Annotated in this window: 9 protein-coding genes and 8 tRNA genes; 12 read left to right on the top strand and 5 right to left on the bottom strand. The window is 45.6% G+C overall.

Features of this window, described 5'->3' with window-relative positions:
• Positions 1-113 precede the first annotated feature (113 nt).
• Positions 114-4,652, top strand: a complete 4,539-nt coding sequence (locus PGW99_RS08620; protein ID WP_273777271.1) for a hybrid sensor histidine kinase/response regulator — start codon at positions 114-116, stop codon at positions 4,650-4,652.
• A 4-nt stretch (positions 4,653-4,656) separates the two neighbouring features.
• Positions 4,657-5,121 carry a hypothetical protein gene (locus tag PGW99_RS08615; protein ID WP_273777270.1) on the top strand — a complete coding sequence of 155 codons (465 nt, stop codon included), beginning with the start codon at positions 4,657-4,659 and terminating at the stop codon, positions 5,119-5,121.
• A gap of 58 nt (positions 5,122-5,179) precedes the next feature.
• Here the strand turns inward: PGW99_RS08615 and dapE are convergent, their stop codons facing one another.
• From dapE to PGW99_RS08600, 3 genes are all read right to left on the bottom strand, one after another.
• Positions 5,180-6,313, bottom strand: coding sequence for a succinyl-diaminopimelate desuccinylase (gene dapE / locus PGW99_RS08610; protein ID WP_273777269.1), 1,134 nt, complete (start codon positions 6,311-6,313; stop codon positions 5,180-5,182).
• A 116-nt stretch (positions 6,314-6,429) separates the two neighbouring features.
• On the bottom strand, positions 6,430-6,570 hold the full coding sequence (locus tag PGW99_RS08605; RefSeq protein ID WP_273777268.1) for an entericidin A/B family lipoprotein: 141 nt from the start codon (positions 6,568-6,570) through the stop codon (positions 6,430-6,432).
• Between the two features lie 91 nt (positions 6,571-6,661).
• Positions 6,662-7,546, bottom strand: coding sequence for a DUF1853 family protein (locus PGW99_RS08600; protein WP_273777267.1), 885 nt, complete (start codon positions 7,544-7,546; stop codon positions 6,662-6,664).
• Between the two features lie 98 nt (positions 7,547-7,644).
• Here PGW99_RS08600 and PGW99_RS08595 point away from each other — a divergent pair, with 98 nt between their 5' ends.
• From PGW99_RS08595 to PGW99_RS08550, 10 genes are all read left to right on the top strand, one after another.
• On the top strand, positions 7,645-8,040 hold the full coding sequence (locus PGW99_RS08595) for a YbaN family protein (protein WP_273777266.1): 396 nt from the start codon (positions 7,645-7,647) through the stop codon (positions 8,038-8,040).
• The gene (gene elsL / locus PGW99_RS08590) at positions 8,030-8,563 is read left to right on the top strand and encodes a cell wall-recycling L,D-carboxypeptidase ElsL (RefSeq protein WP_273777265.1); all 534 of its coding nucleotides are present in this window, start codon (positions 8,030-8,032) and stop codon (positions 8,561-8,563) included. The genes PGW99_RS08595 and elsL overlap by 11 nt, the downstream gene beginning before the upstream one ends.
• A 264-nt stretch (positions 8,564-8,827) precedes the next feature.
• A tRNA-Val gene (locus PGW99_RS08585) sits at positions 8,828-8,903 on the top strand.
• A gap of 24 nt (positions 8,904-8,927) precedes the next feature.
• Positions 8,928-9,004: transfer RNA gene (locus tag PGW99_RS08580), tRNA-Asp, on the top strand.
• 53 nt (positions 9,005-9,057) lie between these two features.
• A tRNA-Asp gene (locus tag PGW99_RS08575) sits at positions 9,058-9,134 on the top strand.
• A gap of 21 nt (positions 9,135-9,155) precedes the next feature.
• Positions 9,156-9,231, top strand: a tRNA-Val gene (locus PGW99_RS08570).
• Positions 9,232-9,299: 68 nt separating this feature from the next.
• Positions 9,300-9,376 (top strand) — tRNA-Asp (locus PGW99_RS08565).
• A 20-nt stretch (positions 9,377-9,396) separates the two neighbouring features.
• Positions 9,397-9,472, top strand: a tRNA-Val gene (locus tag PGW99_RS08560).
• 61 nt (positions 9,473-9,533) lie between these two features.
• A tRNA-Asp gene (locus tag PGW99_RS08555) sits at positions 9,534-9,610 on the top strand.
• A gap of 95 nt (positions 9,611-9,705) precedes the next feature.
• Positions 9,706-9,781 (top strand) — tRNA-Val (locus tag PGW99_RS08550).
• 194 nt (positions 9,782-9,975) lie between these two features.
• Here PGW99_RS08550 and PGW99_RS08545 read toward each other — a convergent pair.
• The gene (locus PGW99_RS08545; protein WP_273777264.1) at positions 9,976-10,779 is read right to left on the bottom strand and encodes a YdcF family protein; all 804 of its coding nucleotides are present in this window, start codon (positions 10,777-10,779) and stop codon (positions 9,976-9,978) included.
• 89 nt (positions 10,780-10,868) lie between these two features.
• Entirely contained in the window at positions 10,869-13,412 is a 2,544-nt protein-coding gene (locus PGW99_RS08540) for a sulfite reductase flavoprotein subunit alpha (RefSeq protein WP_273777263.1), read from the bottom strand.
• Positions 13,413-13,459: the final 47 nt, after the last annotated feature.

The following is a 13,459-nucleotide window of genomic DNA, read 5'->3' as shown; positions in this document are numbered from 1 at the left end:
CAGTTACGGTCAATTATCTCATCAATAGACAATAATCGAGTTGCTACTGATGTGATGATGATCATTTAGTTTGAGCCAGCGCTTTGTGGCACAGAACCAAAGAAGCCTTAGCTATGAAAGAAATATTAAAAAATTTAGTTGAAACGACGACGCTTCCAGAAGACAGTTATCTCGACCAAGATTCAGAAATTCTTGATATTTTTGTTGAAGAAATAGAAGAAATTTTTGTTGAACTCGATCAGCTACTTGAACAGTGGATGAGCGATCCTGCTGACCATGACAGCCTTGTTAGTATCCGCCGTCACTTTCATACGCTGAAAGGTTCAGGGCGTATGGTTGGTGCTAAATCTGCCGGGGAATTGGCCTGGACTGTAGAAGATACTTTAAACCGTGTTTTGGCTGGTGGTGTCGAATTGACCCCCGCTGTGCAGCAGTATGTCAAAACGGTTTATCAGATTTTCAAGTACAAACTGTATGACAATTTTAAGAGTGTTACGGTTCACCAGATCGATTTTCGACCATTGGTGCTTTTAGGCCAACAATTACAAAAACAGCAAAGTGTCGAGCCCGCACTTGAAGAACTGCTCGGATTGGCAGATACGCTCAACAATACCGAGGCCAAAACTGGACTCGAATTGTTGGATGAGGCTGAATCTGAAAGCGTAATTGCAGAAGAAAGCAATGACACCATGCTTACGGCTGAGCAAGTATCTTCAGATATGCAGGCTGAAACGCTGAGTATTTTCCTTGAAGAATCTGATGAACACCTAGCTGTGATTGATCAGTTCTTGAATAAAATGCAACCGGATGCACGAGATTACAACAGTTTGATTCGTGCACTTCACACATTGCGTGGCAGTTCTTCAATGGCGCATATTGAAGAAATCTTTGAAGCCAGCTCTAAGGTGGAAAACCTATTCAAGAATTTATTGCAGGATGAGCTCCTTTCTACTTCGCAAGAAACCGCTTTGCTGACCAACTATGCCGAGTTTGTACGTGATTATTTACATACCTTACGTCAGGGCGAATCGGCACAACTGGCTGACATCTATGCAACTTTCAATGCCGCTTGGGATAGCTATGATTTCCAAGTGGAAGAACGTAGTGAAGAAATCGCACCGCAAGGTTTGATTTCACAGTTAATCGAACTGAATATTGATCAGTTGCTAGATGCTGAGTTTGAATTTGAGAAACGTGCTCGTCACGAATTCCCGATCTATATTGAACAGTTAAGTGCACAAGCTGCGCAGTTGATTATGCATACCAATAATCGTGCGGCAGTAGGTATCCATGATTTTGTTGTGCAGTTGAAAGCCAGCTATGACCAACTTTTGGCCAAGCCTCAACTGTTACATATTGATTATGCTTATGATTTATATGCACAAATTCATCAGGACTTTATCTACCTGTTTGATACTTTGGCAGCTGGCCAGCGTGTGGTCTTGACCGAAGAGCTGCAAAAAGACCTGAATGACCTGCATGCGTTTGTAGATCAGGAACTTGAGCAATTTGCCGATAGTGAAACACCTGAACTTGAAGCGGATACATTGGTTCCAGAACAAGATCAGGATGCCGCAGAAACAGCATTTGACCTTTCTGCGATTTCACAACAAGTGGCGAAGGACCAGCAGTTGATCGATGCAGCTGAAGCCAACCGTGAGTTTGATCCAGATTTGCTGGATATCTTCCTTGAAGAGGCAGAAGAACTGTTGGTCGGCATTGACCAGGATCTCAATAGTTGGTCACAAGATCAGAGCAATATTCCGGCTTTAAATAACCTGATGCGTTATCTGCATACCTTAAAAGGTGGTGCAAATATGATTCAGGCGACACACCTCGGTTTGATTGCTCATGAACTGGAAACGATTTATGAGCGAGTGATTCACCGACAAATTCAGGTTTCACAGCCGTTGATTCAAATCATCCGTCTAGTACAGGATCACTTGGCGGATCGTATTCAGACCATTCGTGATGAAAAGGTTGATTATCCAGCAACCTATAGCATTGAGATTCTGAAAAATATTGAGTCGGTTGTGGTCAATGGTATTGCGACTGAGAACAGTATTGCTGCTGTTGCAGAATTGTCCAGTGTGCATGAGATTCTGGATGAGCTATGCCTTGTTGAACCAGCTGAGAAAATCGAGCAAATTGAAGAGATTCATCAGGCTGAAGCCTTATTCGCTACTGAAACGGCTGATATGGGTGGCTTTACGCCATTAACCCCTGTTGCTGATGATGCTCTGCTTGATGAGCCTGAAGATCGAGTGAATGAAGAATTCACGGAAGCTGCTTCTCTGGTATTTGCTGAAGATCAGCAGATGCGTTCGATTGTGGAAGAAAGTTTCCATGAAGAAGCAGAAGAATTGCTAGAAGCTGCAGAGAGCTTGTTACAGCAATGGTTTGAACAGCGTAATGACCGTAGTCTGTTGCTACAGTTACAGCGTACAGCTCACAGCCTGAAGGGTGGTGCACGGATGGTTGGACTTGAGCCAATCGCCGTTATTGGTTATCAGTTAGAAACTGTATTTGAGAAAATTGGTTTACATAACTTTAACTCGAATGCCTACGATGCCTTGTTGGAAACCACGCTGCAGTGGCTTAGACAGGCAATTTTCCAGCAGGATTACAACAATTTCTATCCGCTTAAACACAACCTTGAAAGTATTGAGTTTGTAGATATTAGCGTGCAGCTGCCGAGCAAAGTAACGCAGGCGGACTTGCTGAATACACCAGTCAATATTGAATTCGTGCAGGGAGATGGTACAGAACCTCCATCGATGCAGGGTGAATGGGACAGCACACAACAACTGGACAATAATAATGAGATGATCCGTATTTCAGCTGATTTGGTTGAAAAAATGATCGACTTGTCCGGTGAGAATGCAATTAACCGTTCGCGTATCGAGATGGACCTGGGGCAACTCGGCAATACCCTGAACGATATGGAATTGGCCATCAAGCGTTTGGCGGATCAGTTGCGTCGTATGGAAGGCGAATTGGAAAGTCAGATCATTGCCAAGCACGGTGATGAGGCTTCACGTTACAAAGACTTTGACCCGCTGGAAATGGACCAATATTCCTCTTTGAACCAGTTGTCAAAATCATTGGCGGAATCAGCTTCGGACTTAGTCGACTTTAAGACCACTTTGGCGGAAAAAATCCGTGATACTGAAGGTCTGTTATTACAACAATCACGTATTCAGGCTGAGATTCAGGAAGGTCTGATGCGCACCCGCTTGGTTCCATTCTCGCGTTTACTGCCACGTTTGCAACGTATTGTGCGTCAAACTTCCTCGACGTTAAACCGTCCAGCAGAGTTGGTGGTACAGAATACCGAAGGTGAATTGGACCGCACTATTCTCGAGCGTCTGGTAACACCATTTGAGCATATGTTACGTAATGCGATCGACCATGGTCTGGAAGATCAACCTCGTCGTGCAGAATTGAACAAGCCGGCAACTGGTTTGATTGAGCTGAACATTACCCGTCAGGGCACGGATGTTGTGGTGACCTTTAGTGATGATGGTAAAGGGATTGATGTCGAGAAAATCAAGCAAAAAGCCTTACAGCTTGGCTTGATTAAAGCGGATCAACATCTTGAATCACAAGAGATTCTACAGTTAATTTTCCATCCAGGTTTTACCACCGCACAAGCTGTTACCCAGATTTCTGGACGGGGTGTGGGATTGGATGTTGTACAAAGCGATATCAAGGCGCTGGGTGGTCACGTTTCTGTTGAATCGGTACTCGGTCAGGGTACAACCTTTACCATTCGTGTACCAACCACGGTAGCGGTGAGTGATGCCTTGATGGTGAAAGCAGGTGATCAGCAATTTGCCTTACCATTGGCGCAAATTGAACGTATTGTACGTATTTCACCTGCAGCACTGGAAGAGTACTTCCAGAGCAAAGATGACTTCTTCACGATCGACCAGACCAGTTACAAATTACGTTACTTGTCGGAATTTGTCGGCAACCATTCAACACCACGTTTGGGTGGCGTGATGCACTCCTTGCCGGTGTTGTTGATTAAAGGATCCACAGGACAAACCATCGCCTTGCTCGTTGATCAGTTGATTGGTTCACGTGCGCAAATCGTAGTGAAACCGATAGGTCAGCAGTTTGATAGTATTGGTGCCATTGCAGGTGCGACAATTCTCGGTGATGGTCAGGTGTGTTTGATTCTCGACGGTCAGAATATTGCGCGTCAGATTCAAACGACACAGCGTATTAAACAGGGGGGTGATGTGCGTGAGTTACACCGTCATCATGATGAACGCCGCTTGATCATGATTGTGGATGACTCGGTGACTGTACGTAAGGTGACATCACGTCTGTTGGAGCGTAATGGTTATGATGTGGTGACCGCCAAAGATGGTGTGGATGCGATTGAGCAGCTAGAAAATGTCAAACCTGATCTGATGTTGTTAGATATCGAAATGCCACGGATGGATGGTTTTGAAGTGACCAACTTGGTTCGTCACCATGACATTCACCAGCATTTGCCGATTATCATGATTACTTCGCGTACCGGTGAAAAACACCGTGAGCGGGCATTCAGCTTAGGCGTGTCACACTATATGGGTAAACCGTTCCAGGAAGATGAATTGCTGGAAAATATTGAAACACTGTTAGCCGTTGCACGAGGATAAGACGATGAGCCAAACACCGACGCTTAATTCGGCACTCAAGCAGATTAACCAGCAAGAATTGCAACACCTGATTACGGTATCCACCGGATTTATCGATGCCTATATCATTCATTGTTATGACAAGGAACCGATGTTGCTACCACAAAACATTGTTTTGTCAGCACTTGATACCTCTACACAGGTTGATAGTGTCACTTGGCATGATGTTGAACTTCCTGTGTATGCGGTCAATGATCCTGCTAATACCACCGGGGTGGCCTTGGTGGTTGAAGGAGAAGAGGCAAGTCAACGTTTCGCATTACTCTGTGATGCGATGCCAAATACGATCCGTATCCGTATTTCGGAAGTGGTTGACGACGAACGTGAAAGTGATGATCCAAGCATTTACCAATACGTACGTATGGCAGATCAGATTTTTCATGTTCCGAACCTGAGTCAGATTCAAAAAGATTTGGGTTTGGGAGAATAACCGAATTCTCCAATAAAAAAGGAACTCCGTAGAGTTCCTTTTTTATGTCTTCTACGAATCAGGTGAGCAGTTGCTGTAAAATCTGTTCATAGATTTCCGCGAGCGGCTCCAAATCAGCCACATTTACATGTTCATCGATCTGGTGAATGGTCGCATTCAGTACACCGAGCTCAAGAACCTGTGTGCCGGTCGGTGCAATAAAGCGACCATCTGAAGTTCCGCCACTGGTTGATAGTTCAGCATCAACACCCGTCACATTCTTGATCGCTGTTTTAGCAGCATTTACCAGTTCACCCACCGGGGTCAGGAACGGTAAGCCAGAAAGCGTCCATTCAATCTCATAGTTAACACCGTGACGATCGAGCAGTTCAAGTACGCGTGCTTTGAGCTGATCAGCGGTGACTTCGGTTGAGTAACGGAAGTTAAAAGTGACTTTCATGTTGCCCGGTACAACGTTGGTCGCTCCGGTGCCGGCTTGAATATTGGAGATTTGGAAAGAGGTGGCTGGAAAATATTCGTTACCCTGATCCCAAACTGTGTCACACAGTTCAGCAATCGCTTGCGATGCCGTGTGAATCGGATTGATGGCAAGATGTGGATAGGCCACATGCCCTTGTTTTCCTTTGACGGTTAGCACACCATTTAATGAACCACGACGGCCATTTTTAATGATGTCCCCCAGTTGTGCTGTACTCGATGGTTCCCCAACGAGACACCAGGTCATTTTTTCATTACGGGCTTCTAGGGTTTCAACCACCTTGACCGTTCCGTTGATAGATGGACCTTCTTCATCTGAAGTGATCAAAAAGGCAATAGAACCTTTGTGATCGGGATGTTTTGCGACAAAACGTTCAGAAGCCACGACCATGGCGGCCAGAGCAGTTTTCATATCCGCACTACCACGACCGTACAATTTGCCGTCACGAATTTCAGGGGCAAATGGATCAGAGTTCCACGCCTCTAAATTACCTGTAGGAACGACATCAGTATGACCTGCGAAACAGAACACTGGTGATGCAGTACCACGACGTGCCCATAGATTGTCCACATCTTCAAAACGCATCGGTTCAATGTGAAAACCAATTTTGGCCAAACGTTCTGCCATCATGTTCTGGCAGTTATGATCAACAGGTGTTACTGAAGGCTGGCGCAGTAACTGGAGACTAAATTCTAGTGTGTCTGAGTGGTTCATACCGGAAAAAGAATTAACAATTTGCCGGATATGATAGGGGAATATAGTCAGGAATGGGAATTTTCCTAGAAAAAAACCTTATCGGTTTGATAAGGTTTCTTTGCACAAGACACAGATTACATTTTATTTTCTGTCTTTTCCGCCGTATTGGTGACGGCTTGGCCGGCTTTGGAAACATCTTCACCAATACCCTTAAAGGTATTACAACCCGTCAATACAAAAGCCATGAGCATCGATGCAACAAGTATTTTTTTCATGATCAACTCCACATTGGATTTATTGTGTTGTTACTTCAGGTTAAGAAAAACCCAGCAGTGAAAATAGACACTTTTGATTATAAAAACGTTATCAAATGTTGTTCAGTTGGCTTCGACCCGGCAGTAATAAATTTGGATGACGGTACATATAAAATTGTTGTCGCTCGGGTTGATAATACAGTCCATCTGTCCACCATTTGGCAGGCAATGCTGTGGCAGTTGCATTTGGACATAACCACTCGTGTCGTTGCAGGCGGTAAAAAGACTGTGTTGGAATGCTTGTACCCCATAAGCCTACACGCCGCTGCAGATTGATCCAGGGAGCAATCGTTTCAATGGCTGAAATGTTGGGATGATCGGGCAGATATAATTGACCTTTCATCACTGCAACACGACGTTCAATGTTGTAGCCTAATGCATCGGTAAACTGGAATTGTTTTTCGGTGAAGTGACGCAGCTTTTTGGCTAAGGTGTCATTTCGATTCAGGCCGAACCATTGCTGCAGTAAAAAATTGCCCTCGGCCAGATAGTATTTGAGCGCCACTTCCCAGTGTTCTATACATTTGCTGTCCTGATTCAATAACAGAAAATCCAGCTCTCCTCGTGTTTTGGCACCTTCTATTTTCTGAATACTGTGTCCGAGTAGCTGATAGGGATGATAATCCTGATCCAGCAACCAGAAATACAACAGATATTCAAAGCGTAGCCCTAGACGGGTACTTTTCAACTGCTGCAGAAAATTTTCCAGTTCTGCAGACGCTCGATCGAGCTGCCGTAGCCGTGGTAAATAATTTTCAAAATGCTGTTGCCATTCTACATTCGTGTGTAGTTCAAAGGCATGTTTGAGCTGAAGTTCTGCGGGGGCGTGCAGCAACAGATTCGGGCTGGCGACTGCAAAGGCCAACTGGCGTACGATCGGCTGTTGGAATTCCAGCCAAGGTTCAAAATAGGCGCTGTGCTGGTGTGAACGCAGCATGTGATTTTCCGCGTGAATTGTAAATCTAGTGCATTAAAACACAGAGTGAAAGGGTAAAACACTTTATACTAATGCCAGTCGCGGTTTTGGATAATGTTATGGTCGTGTTGTTATGGCGGAGTTTGGTGGTGATCTTTATCACGCTGGGCGCAATTGGTGCAATTTTGCCTGGTATGCCAACCACGGTCTTTCTGGTACTAGCTGCATGGGCGGCGTCAAAAGGCTGGCCACAAGTCGATGAATGGCTGTTGAACCATCCGCGTTACGGGCAGACGCTGAGAGACTGGCGTGAAAATGGCACCGTACCACGCAAAGCCAAGTGGATTGCCAGTATCATGATGTTGGGCAGTGCCATTATGATGTTATTTACTACTGCGCCGTTCTGGGTCAAAGTCTTCACTGACACCGTAATGCTAACTGTCGCCTGCTGGTTATGGTTGCGACCGGAACCGCAACAGATCAAGTTACCTGTGCAAAATGAACATGAACAATAATTCTCTTTATCGCCTGAATGATGCCCAGATTTGGATTGATCTGGCTCAGCAGTATTTATATTTACCAGCGCGACAACAGTGTTACTCCATCTCAACCGGTAAAAATGGGATTGGTGAAGCTGAAAATAGTGGTAAAACGCCACGCGGCTGGCATCGTGTAGAGCAAATGTTTGGTCAGGATGCAGCAAAAAATACGGTATTCGTGGCACGACAAGCTACAGGTGAAATCTATAATTCGGATTTGGCCTCTCAACATCCTGAACGTGACTGGATACTTTCGCGTATTTTGTGGTTAAGTGGTTTACAGCCCGGTTTTAATCAAGGGCAGGGCTGTGATACCTTCAGCCGTTATATCTATATTCATGGTACGCCGGATACAGAGCCGATGGGAGTTCCTTTGTCACATGGCTGTATCCGTATGCGTAATCAAGATGTCATTGAGCTTTTTAACTCTATTGAGCCAGGGGCTCTGGTTTATATCTCGGAAAATGCATTGGACATTCCTGCATTTGAAGCCAAATGAAGTTGAAGCGTTTTTCTTTAGCAGAGGGGTTCCAAAGAGACGTTTAAATGGACATAGTGTCAATGATGGGCCTAGTGGTCTTTCTGGAGTGTGTTTAAAGGGCTTGTGAGTCGCGAAATAACGTACCGAATTTACAAGCTTTTCTCGGTAATGACCTATTTTTTAATCACTCGGCGGTAAAAAACTGAAATCTACTAGAAAAGCGTTTGACAGTCAGTCAAGATTCTCTATAATGCACCTCACAAACGATGAAGACGTTGTAAAGGGCGCTTAGCTCAGTTGGTAGAGCGTCTGCCTTACAAGCAGAATGTCGGCGGTTCGATCCCGTCAGCGCCCACCAAGTCCTTTACGTTAAATCCTCAGTGCAGCGGTAGTTCAGTTGGTTAGAATACCGGCCTGTCACGCCGGGGGTCGCGGGTTCGAGCCCCGTCCGCTGCGCCACTTTAGATTTAACAAAAACATTGTTTGTACCACAATAGCGACATTGTGAAAGTGCAGCGGTAGTTCAGTTGGTTAGAATACCGGCCTGTCACGCCGGGGGTCGCGGGTTCGAGCCCCGTCCGCTGCGCCACTTTTAACAATAGCTCTTGTCGGGCGCTTAGCTCAGTTGGTAGAGCGTCTGCCTTACAAGCAGAATGTCGGCGGTTCGATCCCGTCAGCGCCCACCATATTTTTAAGTTGTGAAACTGAAAAGATAATGTGACTCAACTTTGTAATTTTACAAAGTGCCGTAAGTGCAGCGGTAGTTCAGTTGGTTAGAATACCGGCCTGTCACGCCGGGGGTCGCGGGTTCGAGCCCCGTCCGCTGCGCCATTTTATCTTTCCCTCAATGAGGGCGCTTAGCTCAGTTGGTAGAGCGTCTGCCTTACAAGCAGAATGTCGGCGGTTCGATCCCGTCAGCGCCCACCATATTTCAGTTCTGATTTAAAATATAGTGACCTAACTTTGTTAAAAGCAAAGTCTAGCAAGTGCAGCGGTAGTTCAGTTGGTTAGAATACCGGCCTGTCACGCCGGGGGTCGCGGGTTCGAGCCCCGTCCGCTGCGCCATTTATTCATTCTCTGTTCTGAGATTGGAGCCTTGAAAAAATCAAAGATTTTTCTCTTGCGCTCGGACAAAGCAGTGCTTTGTTACTCCTCGCTCAGGGCGCTTAGCTCAGTTGGTAGAGCGTCTGCCTTACAAGCAGAATGTCGGCGGTTCGATCCCGTCAGCGCCCACCATATCTTCCTGTATGAAATTACTTCAACTATCAAAGCTCTTGGTTTTGATGGATTTTCTTATTTGTACTTTTGCATCTTCTTACAGTTTGGCCATTTTCAATCGTCAAATGTTTTGTATAAATTCATTTTGAACGAACAATATTTGTTTTGTTTATCAAACTATAGATCATGCAATTCAGCATAATTGATTCATCTTAGTATTCATTTAACAACCAGCCACTGATAAAAGCAAAGTATTCCCTCAGCCAGGCATTATAGCGATTCAAAAGAGGTGTCGGTGCACTGACCATAATGGGGTGTTGATAGCCTTGTTTTCGAGCAATCGCAGCTGCACGTAAGGTATGGAAATCGCTGGTGACAATCGCAATCGGCTGTTTGAGGGAAATATGCTGATTGTGCAAAATGACTTGTGTATTACTCAGGTTGAGCTCGGTACTGGTACTTTCGGTTTCCAGCTTGATACGATGTGCGGGAATGTGAAAGGTGTGCTGTAAGTAGGCGGCCATAATCTCGGCCTCAGTCGCATGTTCACGGGTTGCCAAACCACCACTGACAATAATGTTTGCCTGCGGTTGTTGCGCGGCTAATGCAGCAGCGGTATTTAGACGTTGGGCCAAAATGGCAGAAGGCCGACCATTTTCAATGCCACTTCCCAAGACAATGATGGCTTTTAGCTCTGGAACATCAACTTGTTGTTGGATCTGTTGATGCAGATACACAAAAAAACTCAAGAGACTGATGACCCAAATGATCAGTAATCCCCATCCCAGATGCCATAGTATTTTATAGCTTGGATGCTGGACTAAAATGGCTTGAATCTGCTGATAGAAATAACTATAGGCTAGCAGAAAACCACCTAAAACTAGGGGGAGTAGGGTTCCTAAATGGATTTTATTTTGTACGGTGAAAAATAGGCCATCCAGGAACAACAGGCTACCAAACAATGCGGTCAGCATGCGTTTGATTTTGCTGGACAGAGAAAGCATCAGGGAGGTCATAGGCACCGCATCACTAAAAACATAGGACAGTATAACAGGCGTAAAAAAACCGGGTTCATCGTACCCGGTTTTGCGTAGTCGTTGCAAAGTTAATAGACATCACGTCGATAACGTTGTGTTAAACGCAACTCTTCTAGTGCTTCTTCGCCCAGAATCTCGATTAAAGCATGTTCTACGTCTTGAGCCATACCTTTCAGGCTGCCGCAGATATAGATCACTGCGCCACGATCGATCCAGGCTTTGAGTTCGCTGGCTTGTTCACGCAATTTGTCTTGTACATAAATCTGCTGTGGCTGATCGCGTGAGAAGGCAAGATCCAGACGTTGTAGCATGGCTGTGCTTTGCCAAGCCTGAATGGTCTCTCGATAGATAAAATCACAGGCTTGCTGACGTTCGCCAAAAATCAGCCAGTTTTCGGTGTAATTGAGACGAACCCGCGCATGCATCAAGCTCATCAGTCCTGCGATCCCTGTTCCGTTGCCGATCAGGATCAGTGGGCGATTGTCATCGATCAGGTGAAAATTCGGATTGCTGCGGATGCGTAGCGCAATCGGTTGATTGATGGCTGCATGGGCCGTTAACCAGCCTGAACCTAAGCCCAGTTCACCTTGGAGATTTTTCTGTTGACGGACCACCAAGCGCAAAATTTGTTGCGATGGAATGCTGGCAATGGAATATTCACGGCTTGGTAGTGTCGTCAGCTGATCAATCAGTTCATCAAAATTTTGATAGGCTTGGACTGAGGCGCTCAGGTCTTTGGTTTTTAATGCTTCTTGTAACGGCAGATTGAGAGATGGCACTAGGGCTTGACCATCTAGTTGCTGTTGCTGAAGAAACGCTTGGATACGGATCGGGGCATTTTCTGGCTGAATTTCGGCAATATCTCCGGCTTGCCATGAGGCATCATGCTTTGCGCGTAACTCAATATTGTAAATAGCACCACCTAAGCTGCCTGGATTGAGCAAGTCACATTTTTCCAGCGACCAGGTATCAAATACTTTATTCACCTGCATATCGGCCAGTTCGGTCTGGAAGAGTTCAGCTAAAGCCTGATTCCAGCATTGAAGCGCTACAGGATCTGCATTATCCACGGTGATCAAATCAAACAGTGGAGTGGCATGACAGGCTTGCAGCCATTCATCAACACGATAGCCAAATCGGCAATAGCTGTTGGTATATTCTTTGGAGCCCAAAGCTAAAATAGCGTAGTTGAGCTGTGCCAGGTCAGGTTGTTCCCGCATGACTTTTTTGACAAAGCTTGAAGCCAGATCAGGAGCATCACCCGTACCATAGGTGCTGACCACAAACAGGATGTGCTGCTGCTGTTTGAGTTCTGTCAGGCTAAGCTGCTGCATGGATTTTACCTGAACAGTCTGGTTGGCAGCCTGCAAGCTGGTTGCGGTACGCCAGGCCAGTTGTTCGGCCAGCCCCGTCTGTGATGCATAGACGATCAACCAGGGCTGACGTGGATGTTTGAGGTCTGTTGAACTCAATGCCAGACGTGCGGCTTGGGTGAGCTTTTTCTGTTTGCGACGTTTTAAGTACAGCATCCAGCCGGTAATGAAAAACAGAGGCATAACCAATGCGGCCAACATGGCAAGGAACTGATAAATCGGTCCGAAAAAGCTACCACGGTGTACCGGCAACATACTGGACATGATTTTTTCATTCAGCGGTTGTGTTTCATAGAGTTTTAATTTTTCTATTTTTTCTGCACGATAATCGTAACTCGCCGTATTTTTTGCTCGTTCATGCTGTGGTGTGGCATCGATAAAGCTAACCTCGACTTTGCCATCATTTTTGGTAGGGATGTTGAGCGTTAGGCTGGAATATTCACGACCAATGTTTTGATTAAAACCACTCCAGGTCCGTTCTAGTGCGTAACTGACCGTCGGTAGGGGGAGAGCCTGTTTTGAGCCTTCATCCTTTTTTGCAGCTAGTGGTACTTCTTTAGGTATTTCACGTTGTACCCCCAGTACTGCATACATCCCATTGCGCCACCAGTCAAACGACCAATACAGCCCCGTCATGGCTAGCATCAGATAAAACACAATCACCCAGGTTCCGACTACCGCATGTAGATCCCACAGAAAATTGCGACCTTTAAGTTGCGGTTTAACAGCCAGCCATTGACGTACACTATGCTTTTTCGGCCAGCGTAGATATAAGCCACTCAGCACAAAGAAAATCAGTATTAGGGCACAAGAACCAGTAATCAGTTTACCTTGAGGCCCCAAGGTGAGGGTACGGTGCAGTTTTTCTACAAACTTGAAAAATTCGCGACCTTTCAACTCAGGCAACACTTCAGCCGTGTAAGGGTTAATCATCACCGCTAAACCACGTTTTTCTCCGGCTTTGGCAATATTGATCTGTGATGAGGTGGTCTGGCTGCTGCTAATCGTCACACTGTTAATTTTCAGTTCAGGTTGGGTACGTTGAAAATGCTGATAAATCTGCGCTGGTGTCAGCTTTGGCTGTGTCTGGGCAGCGACCACATAACTGTCTTGGTTGATCCATTTCAGGATTTGCGATTCATAGGAATAGATCGCCCCTGTGACGCCCATAATGGACAGGATCAGTCCGGCAGTAATCCCTAAAAACCAGTGAATTTGGAAAAATATTCTTTTAAGCATGAGTTAATGACCAGAAAAGCGGCATTGGGTAAGTGCGGCTAAGCATA

It is taken from the genome of Acinetobacter sp. GSS19, from assembly GCF_028621895.1.
In the GTDB taxonomy this organism is placed as follows: domain Bacteria; phylum Pseudomonadota; class Gammaproteobacteria; order Pseudomonadales; family Moraxellaceae; genus Acinetobacter.
This window is presented reverse-complemented; position numbering and strand designations above follow the sequence as displayed.